Annotated in this window: 17 protein-coding genes and 1 pseudogene; 12 read left to right on the top strand and 6 right to left on the bottom strand. The window is 65.9% G+C overall.

The annotated features are described in order from the left end of the window. The first annotated feature begins 4 nt into the window (after positions 1-4). The 5 genes and pseudogenes from PQI07_RS36935 to PQI07_RS36915 all read left to right on the top strand — a co-directional run. Positions 5-262, top strand: a complete 258-nt coding sequence (locus tag PQI07_RS36935; RefSeq protein WP_043075316.1) for a hypothetical protein — start codon at positions 5-7, stop codon at positions 260-262. Further along, positions 259-2,031, top strand: coding sequence for a Na/Pi cotransporter family protein (locus PQI07_RS36930; protein ID WP_043075320.1), 1,773 nt, complete (start codon positions 259-261; stop codon positions 2,029-2,031). The genes PQI07_RS36935 and PQI07_RS36930 overlap by 4 nt, the downstream gene beginning before the upstream one ends. 13 nt (positions 2,032-2,044) lie before the next feature. Continuing rightward, a complete protein-coding gene (locus tag PQI07_RS36925) occupies positions 2,045-2,494 on the top strand; it encodes an SLOG family protein (RefSeq protein WP_230368545.1) in 450 nt (149 codons plus the stop codon). Between the two features lie 26 nt (positions 2,495-2,520). After that, entirely contained in the window at positions 2,521-2,925 is a 405-nt protein-coding gene (locus PQI07_RS36920; RefSeq protein WP_043075315.1) for a hypothetical protein, read from the top strand. Between the two features lie 99 nt (positions 2,926-3,024). After that, positions 3,025-4,563 (top strand): annotated as a pseudogene (locus PQI07_RS36915) (outer membrane protein); the annotation flags it as partial. A gap of 119 nt (positions 4,564-4,682) precedes the next feature. On the opposite strand, the gene PQI07_RS36910 reads toward PQI07_RS36915, so the two are convergent. Further along, positions 4,683-4,934, bottom strand: a complete 252-nt coding sequence (locus tag PQI07_RS36910; protein WP_053609012.1) for a hypothetical protein — start codon at positions 4,932-4,934, stop codon at positions 4,683-4,685. A 207-nt stretch (positions 4,935-5,141) separates the two neighbouring features. Here PQI07_RS36910 and PQI07_RS36905 point away from each other — a divergent pair, with 207 nt between their 5' ends. The 4 genes from PQI07_RS36905 (at position 5,142) to PQI07_RS36890 (ending at position 9,672) form a co-directional block, all read left to right on the top strand. Further along, complete coding sequence (locus tag PQI07_RS36905) at positions 5,142-5,819, top strand: recombinase family protein (protein ID WP_053609013.1); 678 nt, start codon at positions 5,142-5,144, stop codon at positions 5,817-5,819. A gap of 17 nt (positions 5,820-5,836) precedes the next feature. Next, entirely contained in the window at positions 5,837-7,483 is a 1,647-nt protein-coding gene (locus PQI07_RS36900) for a DDE-type integrase/transposase/recombinase (RefSeq protein ID WP_164891434.1), read from the top strand. Further along, positions 7,483-8,454, top strand: coding sequence for an ExeA family protein (locus PQI07_RS36895; RefSeq protein ID WP_127993251.1), 972 nt, complete (start codon positions 7,483-7,485; stop codon positions 8,452-8,454). Before PQI07_RS36900 ends, PQI07_RS36895 begins: the two co-directional genes overlap by 1 nt. A 672-nt stretch (positions 8,455-9,126) precedes the next feature. After that, positions 9,127-9,672: a Ros/MucR family transcriptional regulator gene (locus PQI07_RS36890; RefSeq protein WP_446721023.1), complete on the top strand. Its 546-nt coding sequence runs from the start codon at positions 9,127-9,129 to the stop codon at positions 9,670-9,672. 42 nt (positions 9,673-9,714) lie between these two features. Here the strand turns inward: PQI07_RS36890 and PQI07_RS36885 are convergent, their stop codons facing one another. The 4 genes from PQI07_RS36885 to PQI07_RS36870 form a co-directional block, all read right to left on the bottom strand. Next, a complete protein-coding gene (locus PQI07_RS36885) occupies positions 9,715-10,887 on the bottom strand; it encodes a YihY/virulence factor BrkB family protein (protein ID WP_144765841.1) in 1,173 nt (390 codons plus the stop codon). A gap of 229 nt (positions 10,888-11,116) precedes the next feature. After that, positions 11,117-11,365 (bottom strand): hypothetical protein, encoded by a 249-nt coding sequence (locus tag PQI07_RS36880; RefSeq protein ID WP_144765838.1) that lies wholly within the window; start codon positions 11,363-11,365, stop codon positions 11,117-11,119. Between the two features lie 3 nt (positions 11,366-11,368). Beyond that, entirely contained in the window at positions 11,369-11,620 is a 252-nt protein-coding gene (locus tag PQI07_RS36875) for a hypothetical protein (RefSeq protein ID WP_144765836.1), read from the bottom strand. 70 nt (positions 11,621-11,690) lie between these two features. Beyond that, positions 11,691-12,296 (bottom strand): recombinase family protein, encoded by a 606-nt coding sequence (locus tag PQI07_RS36870; RefSeq protein ID WP_144765834.1) that lies wholly within the window; start codon positions 12,294-12,296, stop codon positions 11,691-11,693. On the opposite strand from PQI07_RS36870, the gene PQI07_RS36865 reads away from it, so the two are divergent. From PQI07_RS36865 to PQI07_RS36855, 3 genes are all read left to right on the top strand, one after another. After that, complete coding sequence (locus tag PQI07_RS36865; RefSeq protein WP_274929353.1) at positions 12,295-13,929, top strand: TnsB C-terminal domain-containing protein; 1,635 nt, start codon at positions 12,295-12,297, stop codon at positions 13,927-13,929. The two genes, PQI07_RS36870 and PQI07_RS36865, sit on opposite strands and share 2 nt — an antisense overlap. Continuing rightward, positions 13,926-14,738: an AAA family ATPase gene (locus PQI07_RS36860; RefSeq protein WP_053608594.1), complete on the top strand. Its 813-nt coding sequence runs from the start codon at positions 13,926-13,928 to the stop codon at positions 14,736-14,738. Before PQI07_RS36865 ends, PQI07_RS36860 begins: the two co-directional genes overlap by 4 nt. Positions 14,739-14,864: 126 nt before the next feature. Then, the gene (locus PQI07_RS36855; protein ID WP_274929352.1) at positions 14,865-15,446 is read left to right on the top strand and encodes a recombinase family protein; all 582 of its coding nucleotides are present in this window, start codon (positions 14,865-14,867) and stop codon (positions 15,444-15,446) included. A 101-nt stretch (positions 15,447-15,547) separates the two neighbouring features. On the opposite strand, the gene PQI07_RS36850 is transcribed toward PQI07_RS36855, so the two are convergent. Beyond that, complete coding sequence (locus tag PQI07_RS36850) at positions 15,548-16,252, bottom strand: hypothetical protein (protein ID WP_274929351.1); 705 nt, start codon at positions 16,250-16,252, stop codon at positions 15,548-15,550. Between the last annotated feature and the right edge of the window lie 159 nt (positions 16,253-16,411).

The following is a 16,411-nucleotide window of genomic DNA, read 5'->3' as shown; positions in this document are numbered from 1 at the left end:
ACCGGTGCAGCGGCGCTTCATCCCGGCCGCCGTCCGAGCCGGCCTGCTCCGACGGCTCGGGTCGGACCTGGCCGCGCTCCACCTCAGCCTGCGCGACCCGGCTGTGTGGCGGCGCGCGGCGATCCTCGCGTGCCTGCACGATCGCCGGCCGGATCTGCTGACGGCCGACTCGCAGGGTTCGGCTGCCCTCGCGGACCGGATCCTGAGCGACGCCCTGGGCGACTTCACTGCGGCCTCGAGTCGATGCGGACGGGCGCCATGACCGGCACGCTCACCCTCCTGCACATTGCCGGCGCCGTCGCGCTGCTCCTGTGGGGCACGCACATGGTCACGACCGGCCTCGCCCGCGGATTCGGGCCGGAGCTGCACGACCTGATCGGGCGCGGGCTCAAGGGCCGAGCACGCGCCTGCCTCGCGGGTCTGCTCGTCACGGCGGTGCTCCAGAGCAGCACCGCCACCGCGCTCATGGCGACCGCCTTCGCCGCGAGCGGCGCCCTCGACCTCTCGGCCGGCCTCGCCCTCATGCTCGGCGCCAACGTCGGCACGGCACTGATCGTGCAGATGCTGTCCTTTGACGTGGCCGCGGCTGCCCCCGTCCTGATCCTGTTCGGGTTCCTGTTGTTCCGCATGCGCGCGGATCGGTCCAAGCCGCGCAATCTCGGTCGGGCGCTGATCGGCCTCGGCTTGATGCTGACGGCGCTCGCGTTGCTTGGGCAGTGCCTCACCGCCGTCGAGGCCGCGCCGGTCCTGCGCAGCCTCGTGGGGGCGCTCGCGACCGAGCCGTTCCTGGCCGTGCTGGCGGCGGCGGTGCTCGCCTGGGCGGCTCATTCGAGCGTGGCGGCGATCCTGTTCATCGTCTCGCTCGGGGCCGCCGGCGTGATCACCCTCGAGGGTGCCCTCGCCCTCGTGCTCGGCGCCAACCTCGGCGCGGCACTGCCGCCCTATCTCGAAGCGGCCGGTGCGCCGGCAGCGCGCCGGCTTCCCCTGGGTAACCTGCTCGTGCGAGCGGCCGGCTGCGCCGCCGCGCTGCCGCTCCTCGACCCGATCACCGCGGGCCTCGCCGAGTTTGGCGTCGCTGATCCTGCGCGCGGAGCCGTGGCGTTCCATCTCGCGCTCAACCTCGCGCTCGCCATCCTCGTACTGCCCTGGACGGCCGCGCTTGGCCGCCTCACCAAGCGTCTCTTGCCCGCGCCGATCGTGCCCGAGAGTTCACGGCAAGACGCGCCGATCGCGGAGCTGTCGCACCACCTCGACCTCACCGCCCTGGCGACCCCGAGCCTGGCCCTCGCGAACGCCGCCCTCGAAGCCCTGCACATGGCGGATCTGGCCGGCGCAGCCCTTCGCGATGCCCTTCAGGCGTTCCGCACCGGAGATCGGACCCTGGCCGGCGCGGCCGGGCGGCGGGACGCGACCATCGACCGGATCGGGCTCGCGATCCGGCGTTACCTGGCTGACCTCGGCGGCGAGGAGGTCGGCACCGTCTCGGCGGATGCACAGGCGCGAGCCCAGGAGATTCTGACCTTCGTGCTCAACCTTGAGCACGTCGGCGACATCATCGCCAACAACCTCGTCGCGTTCGCCAGCCGGCGGCTGAAGCGGACCGGCGAGCCGTTCTCGGTCGAGGAACTCGCCGACATCGAACGGCTCCACGCTGAGGCGCTCACCAGCCTGCAGCTCGCGCTCGCCGCGTTCCTGCGCGACGACCTCGATGTTGCGCGGACGGTGGCCCTGCGCAAGGGTCTCCTGCGCGCGCTGGAGTGCGCGGCCATCGACCGGCACGTCGAGCGCCTGCGCGATGCGCCGCACGACGCCGATCCGGCCGCGATGGCGGAGGCGAATGCGCTGTTCCTGCGGACTCTGCGCGATCTGCGCCGGGTGCACTCGCACGTCGCCGCCCTGTGCGCCCCCCTGCTCGAACGGCGGCACGAGGCGGTGCTCGGCGGCGAGGATGAGACCGTCTCGGCCGGCGGTCCGGGCGGCGACGGCGAGGATCCGGTTCAGGAGGCGTCGAGCCTCCGGCCGGCAGCTTGAGCGGGAGGCGACCATGCGGCTTGTCGTTGGGGGTAGCGGTCATCTGGAATACCGGGATCTCGTGAGCTTCGAGTTGGCGAAGCTGCACCGCCACTGCCGGGTCACGGTCCTGATCCACGGCGGTCTGGGCGGCGTCTGCGCGGCGGCCGAGGACTGGGCGCGGCGGGCCGGCGTGCACGTGGTGCGCTACCCGCCGAACTGGGTTCGCTACGGCAAGACGGCGGAGGCGGTGCGCAACCGCTTCATGCTGGAGGACGCCCGACCCGATCTGGTGACGGCCTTCCCCGGCGGCCCGCACACTCTGGATCTCGTGCGATGCGCCCTTCGGGCACGGCTCGCCGTCTACGAGGTGCCCGAACGTGACGTGCCGGCTCAGACGATCCTCGACAGTGCGGACGGGCCGCCGGGTCGAGATCACCCGAACGGGCTTCGGAGCCAGCGCGCGATCGTGCTGCACATCTAAGCATCGAACGACACAGGGAGATCATCATGGTTCGGCATCCCAACCTCGCGAGGCTGCTCTCAGGCCTCGGTCGATCGGCGTTCGGGCTGACGATGCAGGCCTACCGCGCCGGCCTGATCGGGCGGCGCGGCGCCCTGACCGGGACTCAGGTCGCGCATCGGCTGAGCCGAATGGGCTTGCAGGTCGCGCTCGACCGCCGGCCGCTCGCGCTACCGTCCAGCGCAGGGCCGGGGACGGAGCGACGCTCGATCGCGCGGCCAGCCGAGCGTCCGGTGCTGGTGCGTATCCACGAGCGCGCACTGCACGTCCTCTCGATCCTGCTGCGGATCATGCGCTCGCGCCGTTTCGGGACGGCTCTGTTGATCCGCCTCGCCGTCGCCGGTCTGGGTGACGTGGGTTTTGCCATGCTCCGTCATGAACTTATCGCGTGATCCAAGCCCCCGAATGGATCCGAGATTTCATCAAACATTCGTTTTATCGTAGATGCATAAAAAGATGAAATTTATACATTAAGAAATCGAGGCTATACCATGAGATCTCTGCAAACTCGGATCCTATCGCCGACCGAGAAGCTTTTACCGCTTCTGGGTGGCGCCATCGCGATCCTATGCTTGGACCAAGCGCGGGCCGCCGACTGGAGAGGTTCATCGTCGGATCGCTCGACCGTCGCAGATTGGTCCGGCGGGTATCTGGGCGTCGAGGGCAGCGCCGGAGACGCCTACGGCAGCTTCAACTTCGACGCGGGCTCGGTCGAGCGTCGCTCCGTGCCGGCGTTTCGAAGCGGGGATAGCACTGGCCGCAGCGATCAGGGACGCAATGCCACGACGGTGCTGGGCGGTGTCGTCGGCGGCTACAACTGGCAGACCGGTCCGTACGTCTACGGCCTGGAGGCGGACCTCTACGGCGCAAACCTGAAGCGGCCCGTGTCGTCGACCGTGCCGGGGTTCGGCTTCGAGAACGGCGACGCCTCCTTCAGTATCATCCGCGCTCAGGCAGATCTGTTCGGCGCTGCCCGCGCCCGTATCGGCTACGCGTTCGAACGCAACCTGGTTTACGCCACCTTCGGCCTCGCGGGCGCCGAGACACGCTTCCGCTCCACGTTTCCCGACCTGGATACCGGCTTCGCCGGGATCGCAAGGCGTGACCACTCCTATCTCGGCTTCACACTCGGGGCCGGCGTGCAGTTCGCGATCGCTGAGAACCTCGCCCTGGGCATCGACTATCGCTATGCCGATTACGGCCGGAGTGCTCGCTTCGGTCTCGGCAGCGTTATGGGTCCGGACGGCAGGGCGTTCTCGACCCAGGCCTCGTTCACCTCGAACCAGGTGATGGCGCGGCTCCTCTGGGTTCCCGGAGGACTGCGACTACCTCCCGAACCCGACGAGCTCGCCCCCCACGATCCGGACAACGGCGACACCGGCCGCTTCTCGCTGCACGGCCAGACGACGTTCATCGACCAGGGGGTGACGGGCTTCCATTCGCCTTACCGCGGCGACAACAGCCTCGTGCCGCATCAGGCGCGCGGCACGCTCACCGCCACCGCCTTCCTCGGGTTCAAGCTGACCGACAGCACCGAGCTGTATTACAATCCTGAGTTCGACCAAGGCTTCGGTCTGAGCCGCACGCTCGGCGTGGCCGGCTTTCCCAACGGCGAGGCGCAGAAGGCCGGCTCGTCGTCCCCGAAGCTGCGCTCGCAGCGCTACTTCGTGCGTCAGACCTTCGGGCTCGGCGGCGAGACCGAGACCGTGCCGGACGGGCCGAACCAGGTCGCGACCACACGGGATATCGAGCGGATCACCGTGGTGGCGGGCAAATTCGCGCTGGGCGACTTCTTCGACGGCAACATCTACGCCCACGATCCGCGCGTCGACTTCATGAACTGGTCGCTTTGGGAGTCTGCGGCCTACGATTTCCCCGCTAACCTGCCGGGCTACACGCAGGGCATCGTGGTCGAGTACAACCGTCGCGAGTTCGCGCTGCGCGCCGCCTATACCTGTAGCGGCGCGCAATCGAACTGTGGCGGAGGCGCAATCGAGGGCGTTTTCCGGCGCACGATCGGTGAGACTGGAGACGGTCTCCGACGCACATTCCGTGAGACTGGGCGCACGATCGGTGAGACCGACGCGAGATCATCCGAGCCGACGCACGCTGCGTGAGACGGATCAGGTCGGCAGGCAAGATGAGCCTGTTATCCGACGCGTGTAGGTCCCTTCCTGTTGCCTGACTTGGCCGTGCTGCCGGCAGCCGCCAGGGCGGCGATCAACGCCTCACGTGGGACCGTGACGGTCACGAAGCGGTTCTTCTCGGGATCGCGATCCTCGGTTGCGGTCATCGTGATCTGGATCGTGGTCGCGCTCATGGCGACATCGAGCAGGACGGGATCGTCTTCGAAGTCCACCTCATACCGCCGGCCGCCGGCTTGTCGGAGAATGGCGAACATGGGCGATCTCTTTTCCGGACCAGGCGCCGTTCATCCGGCCCCTGGCCGTAGCGCCTCACGCACCACGACGACAAGGAAAACGGCCGGTTTTCTTGTGAGGCTCGGGTGCCGCTGAACAAAGCTCGGGGAGCGTCAGAAAACTCGTTGCGGAAATGAGCGCGAGATTGCAGGATGGACAGTATCTTTCCTGGCGGCCTCGGGGAGCTCATGCTGATCGGCTACGTCCGGGTCTCGAAGAGCGACGGCAGCCAGACGCTCGCTCCGCAACGCGACGCGCTTCTCGCCGCCGGCGTCGCCGATGAACGCATCTACCAGGATCTCGCCTCCGGCCGGCATGATGCCCGCCCCGGCTTGCTGGCCTGCCTGAAAGCCCTTCAGCCGGGTAACACCCTGGTGTTGTGGAAGCTCGATCGTCTTGGCCGCGACCTTCGGCATCTCGTCACCACGGCCGAGGACCTCCGCCTTCGTGGCGTCGGCCTCAAGGTTCTGGCCGGGGCCGGAGCGCAGATCGACACCACCACCGCCAACGGCCGTCTCGCCTTCGGCATCTTCGCGGCCTTCGCCGAGTTCGAGCGGGCGCTCATCACCGAGCGCACGACGGCGGGGCTCGCCGCGGCCCGGGCCCGTGGGCGCATGGGCGGGCGGCCACGCAAGATGGACCATGCAACGCTGACCATGGCCATGGCCGCCATGGCCGACCCGAAGGCTGTCGCGGCGGACGTCGCCAAACGCCTCGGCGTCACCACCACGACACTCTACGCCTATGTGAACGGCGACGGCACACCCAAGGCGGCCGGGCAGGTGCTGCTGGACGGCGCGGCCACGATCCGCAAGGGTGCGAAGCCGAGCGCACCTTCACCATCCAGCCAGACCGGTCTGGCGTGATGCCGGCCGGGGGCGCCGTGCCGACCGAGGCCCTGGTGACCCTCCGGCAGCGGCTTGCCGCACTCCCCGCCCGTCATCCGGAACGGACCACCCTGATCCGGTCGACCGCCGCGCTTTATGCCGTCAGCCGGGCGACCTTGTACCGCCTGCTGCGTGGCGGACGTCGCCCCCATGCCGCTCACCGCGCCGACCAGGGGCGGCCGAGGTCGATGTCGGCCTCCGAGATCGAACGCTGGTGCGAGATCGTCGCGGCCATGAAGGTCCGCACCACGAACCGCAAGGGCCGCCACCTGTCGACGGTGCGTATCCTCGGCCTGCTTGTCGAGCACGGGGTCGACACGCCCGATGGCTTCATGAAGCTGGCACCAGGCCGCCTGACCGCATCCACCCTCAACCGACACCTGCGGCGTCTCGGCTACGATCATGCCCGCATGGTCCGCGAGCCGCCCGCCGTCCGCTTCCAGGCCGCGCAAGCCAACGCGCTCTGGCACTTCGACATGAGCCCCTCGGATCTCAAGCAGATCGAAGTTCCGCCCTGGCTCGATCATGACCGCTCGGGCGCGCCCATGCTGATGCTGTTCAGCGTCGTCGACGACCGCTCCGGCGTCGCCTACCAGGAATATCGGTGCGTCTACGGCGAGGACGTCGAGAGCGCGCTGCGCTTCCTGTTCAACGCCATGGCCCGCAAGGAGACCGACGAGAACGGGAGCCCGTTCGGCGGCATTCCGGCGGCTCTCTACCTCGACAACGGCCCGGTCGCGAAGTCGGCTGTGTTCGGACGCGTGATGGAGAGCTTGGGTGTCGCGGTGACGACGCACAGGCCGGCCGGGTCGGATGGTCGGCGCACCACGGCACGCTCCAAGGGCAAGGTCGAGCGGCCCTTCCGCACCGTGAAGGAGGCCCACGAGACCCTGTACCACTTCCACCGGCCCGAGACGGAGGCGGAGGCCAATCGGTGGCTGGCGCGCTTCATCGACAGCTACAACCGTGGCGATCATCGCATCGAACCGCACAGCCGTATCGAGGACTGGCTGGCGCACCTGCCCGACGACGGTCTGCGGGAGATGTGCGGCTGGGATCGGTTCTGCGCCTTTGCCCGGGAACCGGAACGACGGGTCGTGGCGCTCGACTGCCGGATGACGATCGCCGGCGTGACCTACGAGATCGATCCCGAGTTCGCCGGCGAGACGGTCGTGGTGTGGTGGGGCCTCTTCGACCAGGAACTCTGGGTGGAATGCGAGGATCGGCGGTCCGGCCCCTTTCTTCCGGTCGGAGGCCCGATCCCGCTGCATCGCTATCGCAAGCACCGCAAATCCAGGCGTGAGGTCAAGGCCGAGCGGGTCGAGGACCTGGCGCGCCGGCTCGCGCTGCCGCGTGCGGCGCTGTCGGGCGAGGCCGACGTCGTCATGGCCGAGGCGCGACCGCCTCTGTCCGTCCCGGTGCGTCCCTTCCGCGATCCCGACCCATTCGGACAGCTGAGCTTCGCCAATCTGCTCGTCGCCCGGCGCGCCATCGCCGAGGCCATCAGGCTGCCCCTCGCCACCCTCCCGGCTGAGGATCGCGCCTTCATCGACGCCTTGCTGGCGCGGACCTTGGCCCGTCCCGAGGTCCTGGCCGCCGTCCGAGAGCGCTTCCCGCCCGGGCAGAGGGGAGGCGTCGGCTGATGCTCACCGAAGTGATGCGCTTCTACGACCTGTTGCGACCGCCGACCGACGTCGGCTTCTTCGAGACAGAGCACCATACCCAGGTCGCCCGCGATATCCGCGCCGCCATCGCGGGTGGTCGCCTGATCGCTGTCACGGCCGTCATCGGCTCGGGCAAGACACTGCTGTCGCGCCGCCTGCGTGCCGACCTCGAGCGAGAAGGCCGGGTGATCGTGTCGCGCTCGCTGTCGGTCGACAAGGCCAAGATCACCGTGCCGCTCCTGCTGGCTGCCTTGTTCTATGACCTGTCGCCGGAAAAGACGGTGACGATCTCCAGCCAGTCGGAACGCCGCGAGCGAGACCTGCAGGAGCTGTTCCGGCGCGCCAGGAAGCCCGTGGCGCTCTTCATCGACGACGCGCACGACCTCCACCCCAAGACGCTGACGGCGCTCAAGCGCCTCATCGAGCTGGTGGCGGAGGGCGGAGGGCAGCTCTCGATCGTGCTGATCGGCCATCCCAAGCTGAAGAACGACCTGCGGCGTCCCAAGATGGAGGAAATCGGCGACCGCACGACGGTGTTCGAGTTCGGAGGGCTGCGTGATCGGCAACGCGACTATATCGACTGGGTGATGAAGGCCTCGCTCCAGGATGGCATCGCGCAGGCCGACGTACTGACCGACGGCGCCGCCACCTTGCTCGCCGCCAAGCTGAAGACGCCGCTCCAGATCGGGCAGCATCTCGTGCGCGCCTTCGAAGCCGCCTTCGAGATCGGGGCCAAGCCGGTCGATGCCGACATGATCGATGCTGTGCTATCGCGCCAGCTCGACGAGTTGGAGCCCCGGCTGACGCGGAACGGCTACGACCTTCGCAGTCTGGCCGAGCAGTTCGACGCCAAGCCCGGCGAGGTCCGACGGCTCCTCCGCGGCGAACTCGAAGCGGCCCGGGCCGCCGAACTCCTGGACGAGATGCGGGCCGCCGGCCTGCCGACCTGATCCGTCTCACGCAGCGTGCGTCGGCTCGGATGATCTCGCGTCGGTCTCACCGATCGTGCGCCCAGTCTCACGGAATGTGCGTCGGAGACCGTCTCCAGTCTCACCGATCGTGCGCCGGAAAACGCCCTCGATTGCGCCTCCGCCACAGTTCGATTGCGCGCCGCTACACCTATGAGCCGTTGCTTATCGAGTTGTGCACCCGCAGTTCCGGGACGATCGAGGAGATCGCCAGACTCCGCGCGACGTGTTCGGCCGTCCGAACAACACGTGGACCGCATTTGAAAGCGCGCTGAAGGCAAGGGAGGCCTCACAGCCAGACATCCGTGGAGTCTACCAGCGTCGTTGCCGAACGACTATGGTACCGCAAGAGCTGCCTGCTGCCCCAACGGGCATATCAGCGCATCGATCGACTGAGGCCGGAGATCGACGAAGCCGATCGGCGCAGCAACCCGCGGCCGATCCCGCCTCATTCCATGGGGGAATGAGGCTCACGTAGCGAGCACTGCCTAGCGATGCCAGCGCGGACAAGCTAATTGGTTTGTAAAATGATCACAAGTCTATCGCGGTTTAGCATCTTGACTTCATAGCGTAGATAGTAATGTACAGATCGCCCTCCGCACGTTCGCGAGAGAGAGATAGGATTGAGGCAGGAATAAAGTGACGGAAGAATCCATGGGGCCTGCCCCCAATTTGATCGAACTCGCCAGCGGTATCGTGGCCGCTTACGTCTCTAACAATTCCGTATCCACATCTGAGCTTCCGAACCTACTTGGGAGCGTACACAGCGCGATTTGCGGGTTGACCTCTGGCGGCACTGCAGTTGCAAGGAAACCAGCCACGGGTGTCGAGAAGCCGAGCGCGACTCAGATCCGCAAGTCGGTCCGGCACGACGGGATCGTCAGCTTCATCGACGGCAAGACTTACAAGACGCTCAAGCGCCACCTGACCAGCCACGGGCTCGACCCGCGCAGCTACCGGGAGCATTACGGCCTGCCGGCGGACTACCCGATGGTCGCTCCGAGCTACGCCGAGCAGCGCTCCACCTTGGCCAAGTCATTCGGTCTCGGCGTACCGGGCACGCACGTCAAGCGTCGCAAGACCGAGACGAACCGCTTACCGGTAGTTCGACACCCGACGCGCGATCGCTCCGAGGGATCGAACAATCCCGGCGAGTTCGATGCCGGTCGGCCAAAATTTCGGGACCGCTCATCCAAGTGAGGCGTGTCTAGAACGAGTCACGTCCGGATCGGCGAGATGCTTCTATTCTGGGGCGGTGCCCACCGTGTCGGCCATGCGAGCCCGGCGCGCGCCTAGGGGTTGCGGTTTGCCGACGGTGGTGTCCTCGGCGGTCTGGTGCTCCGTCTCGGCGTTCACCTGGGCGCCGGCCAGCACGATCATGGTCGAGAGCCAGATCCAGGTCATGAAGCCGATCGCCGCCCCGAGCGAGCCGTAGGTCTTGTTGTAGCTGCCGAAATGGGCGACGTACCAGGAGAACAGGGCCGAGGCGACGAGCCAGAACACGGCCGCCAGGGCGCCCCCCGGCGTCACCCAGCGCCAGCGCGGCGCGTCCCGGCTGGGCCCGTAGCGGTAGAGGACCGCCAAGCCACCGAGCACGGCGAGCAGGAGCACAGGCCAGCGAAGCAGGTTCAGCCACAATGCTTCCTTGCCGATGCCGACATACGCGAGCACCATCGGCAGGACCACGATCGCCGCCAGCGCTAGAACGAGGAACAGCAGCGCGCCTGCCGTGAAGGCGAGGGAGATGAGGTTGAGCACGAAGAAATTGCGCTTCTCGCGCTCATTGTAGACGAGGTTGAGCGCGTCGAAGACGTGCTTCACGCCGCCGTTGGCGCTCCAGACCGACAGGGCGACACCGATGATCAGGCTGAGGCCGAGGGTGGTGTTGCCATTCTCGTTGAGCCGCTTGACCTGGTCGCCGATGATCTCGATGGCCCCTTGGGGCAGGATGCCTTGAAGGCTGGTGAGCTGTTCGTTGATGGTCGCGGCGTCGGCGATGAGCCCGTAGCAGGACACGAGAGCCGCCACCGCCGGGAAGATCGCCAGCAGTGTGAAGAAGGTGACGCCCGCCGCGATCAGCGACAGCCGGTTCTCGCCGATGTCGTGATAGGTACGTAGAGCGATGTCCTTCCAGCCCTTGACGGGGATCTCGGTCGGCTTCGATGCTCGTCGGCCGCGGTCGGCCTGCGTGCGCGCCACCTCCTGAGCCGCGGTGCCGGTGTGAGACGGGGAAGGCTTCCGTGCCGCTTTAGCCTGATCGTCTCCGCGCCGCGGGAGCTCGGCGGGGCTTGTACGGGCTCCACGCCGCGGCAGGGCCACGACGCCGAGAAGAGCGGTGGCCAGCCCTACCGTCCATATGAGAGCGTTCGTTTGCTCCCGGCTCGGCGGGGTGCGATCAAGCTTCGAAGATGTCATCGGCGAACCCCGCACGTCAGGCTGCGCGGTAGCAGCCCGCGCAACAACGGGAAGCCATCTTAAACGTTGCAGAGGATTGGTCGCGAGGCAGGATCAAGACGCCCGTACATAGCACTGGCTTTTCCACGGGCGGCCTGCTCCTGCAGCCTCATCATTCCCCCGAAATTACGGCTGTCGGGACAAGTATCGAACCGGTCCTCCGGTGCTATGGTATGGCCGCCGACCGGGTTCAGCTATCGTCCTCGTAGTTGCTGCACTTCGCCTCTTGGCGCGCGAGGTCAAGAACGCGCCGCCGACCCACGGGATCGGTGATCGTTCCCCACAAGCGCAGCAGCTCGAGCAGCGCGATATCCTCGTCAGGCTGCGACCCGAGGAACGCCCCTACGGGTTTGCCGAGCAGATCGGCGATCTCACGAAGCCGCCGGTAGGTTTGGGATCCTGGCGGGTTGGAGTTCTCATCCTCATCAGAAGACAGCACGGTTCAGATCTCCGCGTGGAAGCGTCGGGTGTAGTCGCCGCTCAGCGTCGCCAGCCGACCTTGCAGCTCCAAGACCTCGATGCGGTAGCGGCGACCGTGATCCTGCATCGCTGCGGCGAGGGAGGGATCGGCACTCTCGTGGGCAGCCTGGACCAACTCGTCCGCCCGCGCGTTCGTGGCGACGATCTGCGTGAGCGTGGTGCTCATCATCGCGAGCATCATCTCGCGCACGCTCTCAAACTTCGGCTCGCGCATGACGTGAATCCTCCGCTGCAGCCGACGCCAGTATGTCATCGCAGCGATCAGCGGGCCATCCGGTCGCCGTTTAGCCAGATCGCTCCTGAGTCTCGCGTGCGCGCAGCCCCTCCTGCACGCGCCGGATCGTGGTCCGGCTGACCTTGAGCTCGCGCGCCACGGCCGAGGCGCCCCGGCCCTCGCGCAGGAACCGCTCGGCCTCGCGCCGCCGCTCCGGCGTCAGGCTCGCCGGCCGGCCGAGCGTCTTGCCCTCGGCGCGCGCCCGGGCGAGACCCGCCTGGGTGCGCTCGATCAAGAGGTCGCGCTCGAACTCGGCAACCGCGTTGATCACGCCCATCGTCAGCTTTCCGGTCGAGCTGGTCAGGTCGACGCCGCCGAGAGCGAGGCAGTGCACCCGCACCCCGAGGGCGTCGAGGCGCTTGATCGTGCCGCCGACGTCCATGGCGTTGCGGCCCAATCGGTCGAGCTTGGTCACGACGAGGACGTCGTCCCGCTCGAGCCGGTCGAGCAGGCGGACGAAGCCCTTACGCTGGTCGGTGGCGACGCTGCCCGACACCGTCTCGGTGATCACCCGCTGCTGCTCGACCTGGAAGCCCGCGGCCGCGATCTCCTGCCGCTGATTGTCGGTGGTCTGTCCGAGAGTCGACACACGGAGGTAGGCGAAGGTGCGGGGCATGATCGAGATTCGGCCGAAAACAGTGGCCGAAACTAGACCGTGGCCGAAACCACCGCAAGGCTATATTTCGGCCAATCACATACGGCATGGCCGAAACCGGTCGGTTTCGGACAGGTCTCGTCGTCAGGTCTCGTCCTGTAGCTTGCGGGTCAGGAACGGCCTCATGCGCAACGACACCGCCGCAGCATCCCTCGCGGAACTCACCGAGCCTCAACGTCAGCAGGCCATGGCCCGCTTCGCCGTGCTCCGACCAACCCTAGAGGAAGGCGTGCCTCTGATCCGGGCCGCCGCGGACGCCGACGTCCCGCTGCGAACCGTCCGGCGTTGGCTGACCCGATTTCGACGCGACGGGCTGATGGGCTTGGCTCGTGCCAGCCGGTGCGATGTCGGCCGTCGCCGCCTGCCCGCTGACTTGGTCAGCCTAATCGAGGGGATGGGGCTGAGGCGACCGCGATCCTCGGTCGCTGCCATCCACCGCAGGGTTGCGGCCGTCGCCGAGGCGAAGGGGTGGCCTGCCCCCTCCTACAGCACGACCTGCGCCATCCTCGCCCGGCTCGACCCGGCCATGGTGAGCTTGGCCCTGGACGGACCCGCCGTCTTTCGAGAGCGCTACGAGCTGATCTACCGGCATCGGGCCAGCGCGCCCAACGCGCTCTGGCAGGCCGATCACACCCTGCTCGACATCCTTGTCCTCGACGAGGGCGGTCGGCCGGTCCGGCCCTGGCTCACGACGGTGATCGACGACCACTCGCGAGCGGTCGCCGGCACCATGCTGTTCCTAGGGGCGCCCTCGGCACTCAACACCAGCCTTGCCCTTCGTCACGCCATCTGGCGGAAGGCCGACGCAGCCTGGCCGGTCTGCGGCATCCCGGACGTGCTCTACGTCGACCACGGAAGCGACTTCACGAGCCGGCATCTCGATCAGGTCGCCGCGAGCCTGCACATGCAGATCGTTCATTCCGGCGTCGCGCGACCGCAGGGCCGAGGCAAGATCGAGCGCTTGTTCGGAACGATCAATACCGAACTCCTACCCGAGCTGCCCGGTCACCTCGTTGCGGGCGCGCCGGTCAGCCCACCTGCCTTGTCGCTGGCGGATCTGGATCGAGCGACCGTCGCCTTCATCCGCGATACGTATCATCGGCGCACGCACGGCGAGATCGGGCAAACGCCTCTCGATGCCTGGCGAGCGAACGGCTTCCTGCCTCGCCTGCCCGACAGCCTGGAGGCGCTCGACCTCCTCCTGGTGATGGTCGCCAAGCCACGCTGCGTGCGCCGCGACGGCATTCACTTTCAGGGCCTGCGTTACGTCGCTTCGACCTTGGCGGCCTATGTCGGTGAGACGGTCACGATCCGCTACGACCCACGCGACGTGTCGGAGATCCGTGTCTTCCACCGTGAGCGCTTCCTGTGCCGGGCGGTGAACGAGGAGCATGCCGGCGAAGCCCTCAGCCTCAAGGATGTCGAGGCGGCGCGCCGTCTGCACCGCCGTACTCTACGCAGAGCGATCAACGAGCGCGTGACCCGCATCTCGGACTTCTTACCCGATCCCAGCCCCCGCACCCGTCAGATCACCTCGATCCCTTCCACGTCTCGGCCCAAGCTGCGCGTCTACGAAGTGGAGGACGAGGGATGACCGCCCGATCCGGCGCCTTCATCACCACCAAGGAGCATCGTCGCTTCGTCGAGTTCGCCGATGCTGTGCGAACGCACCGCTACATCGGCCTCTGCTATGGGGCGGCCGGCGTCGGCAAGACGCTTTCGGCGCGTCGCTATGCGCACTGGGACGTGGCCGAGCCCTTCCTGGATGCCTGGGGGCCACGACAGCCATCGGACGCCAAGGTCTACGGCGTGCTCGCCCGAAGCCGGAGTGTTCTCTACACCCCGGCGGTCGCCTGCTCGTTGCGGCTTCTGCGCGGCGACGTGGGTTTTCTGATCGTGAGGATGGATGCCTGCATCGGCGAACACCTGTCGTTCGGGGAAGCGAAGCCGACAGGCTTTAAGAGCGGGCTGACCGAACTCCTGATCGTCGACGAGGCCGAGCGGCTCTCTACCACCGGCCTAGAGCACGTGCGCGACGTGTTCGATCGGACGGGCATCGGCGTGATCTTGATCGGCATGCCGGGCATCGAGAAACGTCTGTCGCGTTATCCGCAGCTCTACAGCCGTGTCGGGTTCGCCCATCACTACCGCCCCTTGCGAGGCGACGAGCTTACCTTCGTGCTGACGCGCCACTGGCGCCAGCTCGGGCTTGCCTTGGACGAGGCGGACTTCACCGACGTGCAGGCGGTTGCCTCGATCGCGCGGATCACGGGTGGCAACTTCCGGCTGCTTCAGCGCCTGTTCGTGCAAATCGCACGCATCCTCAAGATCAACGAACTCAAGGTGATCACGGATGACATCGTCGAAGCGGCGCGGAGCACTCTGGTCATCGGTGCCACATAGCGCCGTGCGAAAGAGGCCATTTATCGCTGGAGGTCACAGAATGCGACCAAAATCGCCTCTGCAGTGGTAGAAAAATGTGGTAGGAAAACTTCTGACAGATAAACCCTTTTGGAGCACTATCCTGACATGCTCGTCGGATATGCACGCGTCTCGACCCTCGACCAGAACCTCGACCTACAGCGTGACGCGCTCACAAAGGCTGGGTGCGAGCGCCTGTTCGAGGAGAAGCGCTCTGGTAAGGCCGGGACCAAGCGGCCCGAGTTCGAGGCGGCGCTGGCCTATCTGCGGCCCGAAGACGTGCTCGTCGTGTGGAAGCTCGATCGCCTCGGCCGTTCGCTGATCGAGATGATGCGCACCATCGACGGGCTGCGGGTGAAGGACGTGCACTTCCGCTCACTCACCGAGCAGTTCGACAGCGCCACTGCCCACGGACGCTTCGCCCTGCAGATGCATGGGGCCATGGCCGAGTACTTCCTCGACCTCAACCGCGAGCGCACCATGGAAGGCCTGAAGGCCGCTCTGGCCCGTGGCAGAAAGGGCGGTCGGCCGAGGAAGCTCACGGATGCCGATATCGCCGCCGGACGCGCGATGCTTACCGCCGGGGACATCCCCGTCGCTGCCATCGCCAAACGCTTGGGCGTCAGCCGCTACACCTTCTATAGCTACTTCCCGCGCGCCCGCAGCAACGCCAGTGCCAGTCGCAGGTGAGCGTCCTCGCATTTGACAGGAGTTGTCGAATGTACAAGCCGTGATACGGTGAGACCGGGCCGGCGAGATCAGTCGTTGACCGATCTCGCGACAGTGAACGGCTAGAGCCCGAAGTCGTCTCCGCTCCGCCTGCTGTTCGAAGGGCGTTGCCCCTGCACCGGTGTACGCGCCTTACCTTTGAGCGGCAGCTTGGGCACCAACGGCGATGGAATATCTGGCTGTTGCATCGGAGCGCCTACCACAGACGCAGCCTTTTCCTCCTCATCGCTCTCCTGATTGCCAAAGGTGGATATTTCCCTCTCGAGTCCATCCAGATCAGCATCAACTTCACCGGTTTTTTTGTTTGGTTCATCACAGCCGACAATTATCCGATAAAGTTTGCTGTCTTCGCGTTTTTCATTCTTATTCAAGCTACCTCGAACATAGAGTGCACGTCTTAGGTGTTCGAGATAGTCAATTTGCGAGAAGGAAAGTCGTTTGTGGACACTACGCGGTGAGAATTTCTGCGTCCTTGCCGCAAGATGATTATTAAGTGTTTCGACGTTTCGCGCTTGCTCAGGATTGATAGCAAATGACTCTTCGTCACTCTCAGCATGAATGGCGCATTGAGCATATTTAGCACAGCATTCTGCCGCGAAATTGAGTCTTTCGCCAGCAGTCTTATCTGATGATAATTGCTCACAATGCAATATAATTTCTTCCAACTCTTCAATTTTTATATAATATTCCCGATCTTGTTCAAAATAGAAGGACTGCAAGAAAGCCCTGGAAAGGAGCTGTAGCTTAATATTCTGAAAAGGCGACATTATACCCTCTAGATAACCTCAGAGTCTATAATGTCAAAAACTATTGTATTGTCAAACGCGCCTAATTTCGATCAATACTTCAAGTATACAGTAAAGATACGCGCGGCCGAAGGCAGCGCCATAAAGGCGCAGGCGCAGTAACACAAAAAACTGCGGATG

The sequence above is a fragment of the Methylobacterium sp. 092160098-2 genome, assembly GCF_028920805.1.
In the GTDB taxonomy this organism is placed as follows: Bacteria; Pseudomonadota; Alphaproteobacteria; order Rhizobiales; family Beijerinckiaceae; genus Methylobacterium; species Methylobacterium fujisawaense.
This window is presented reverse-complemented; position numbering and strand designations above follow the sequence as displayed.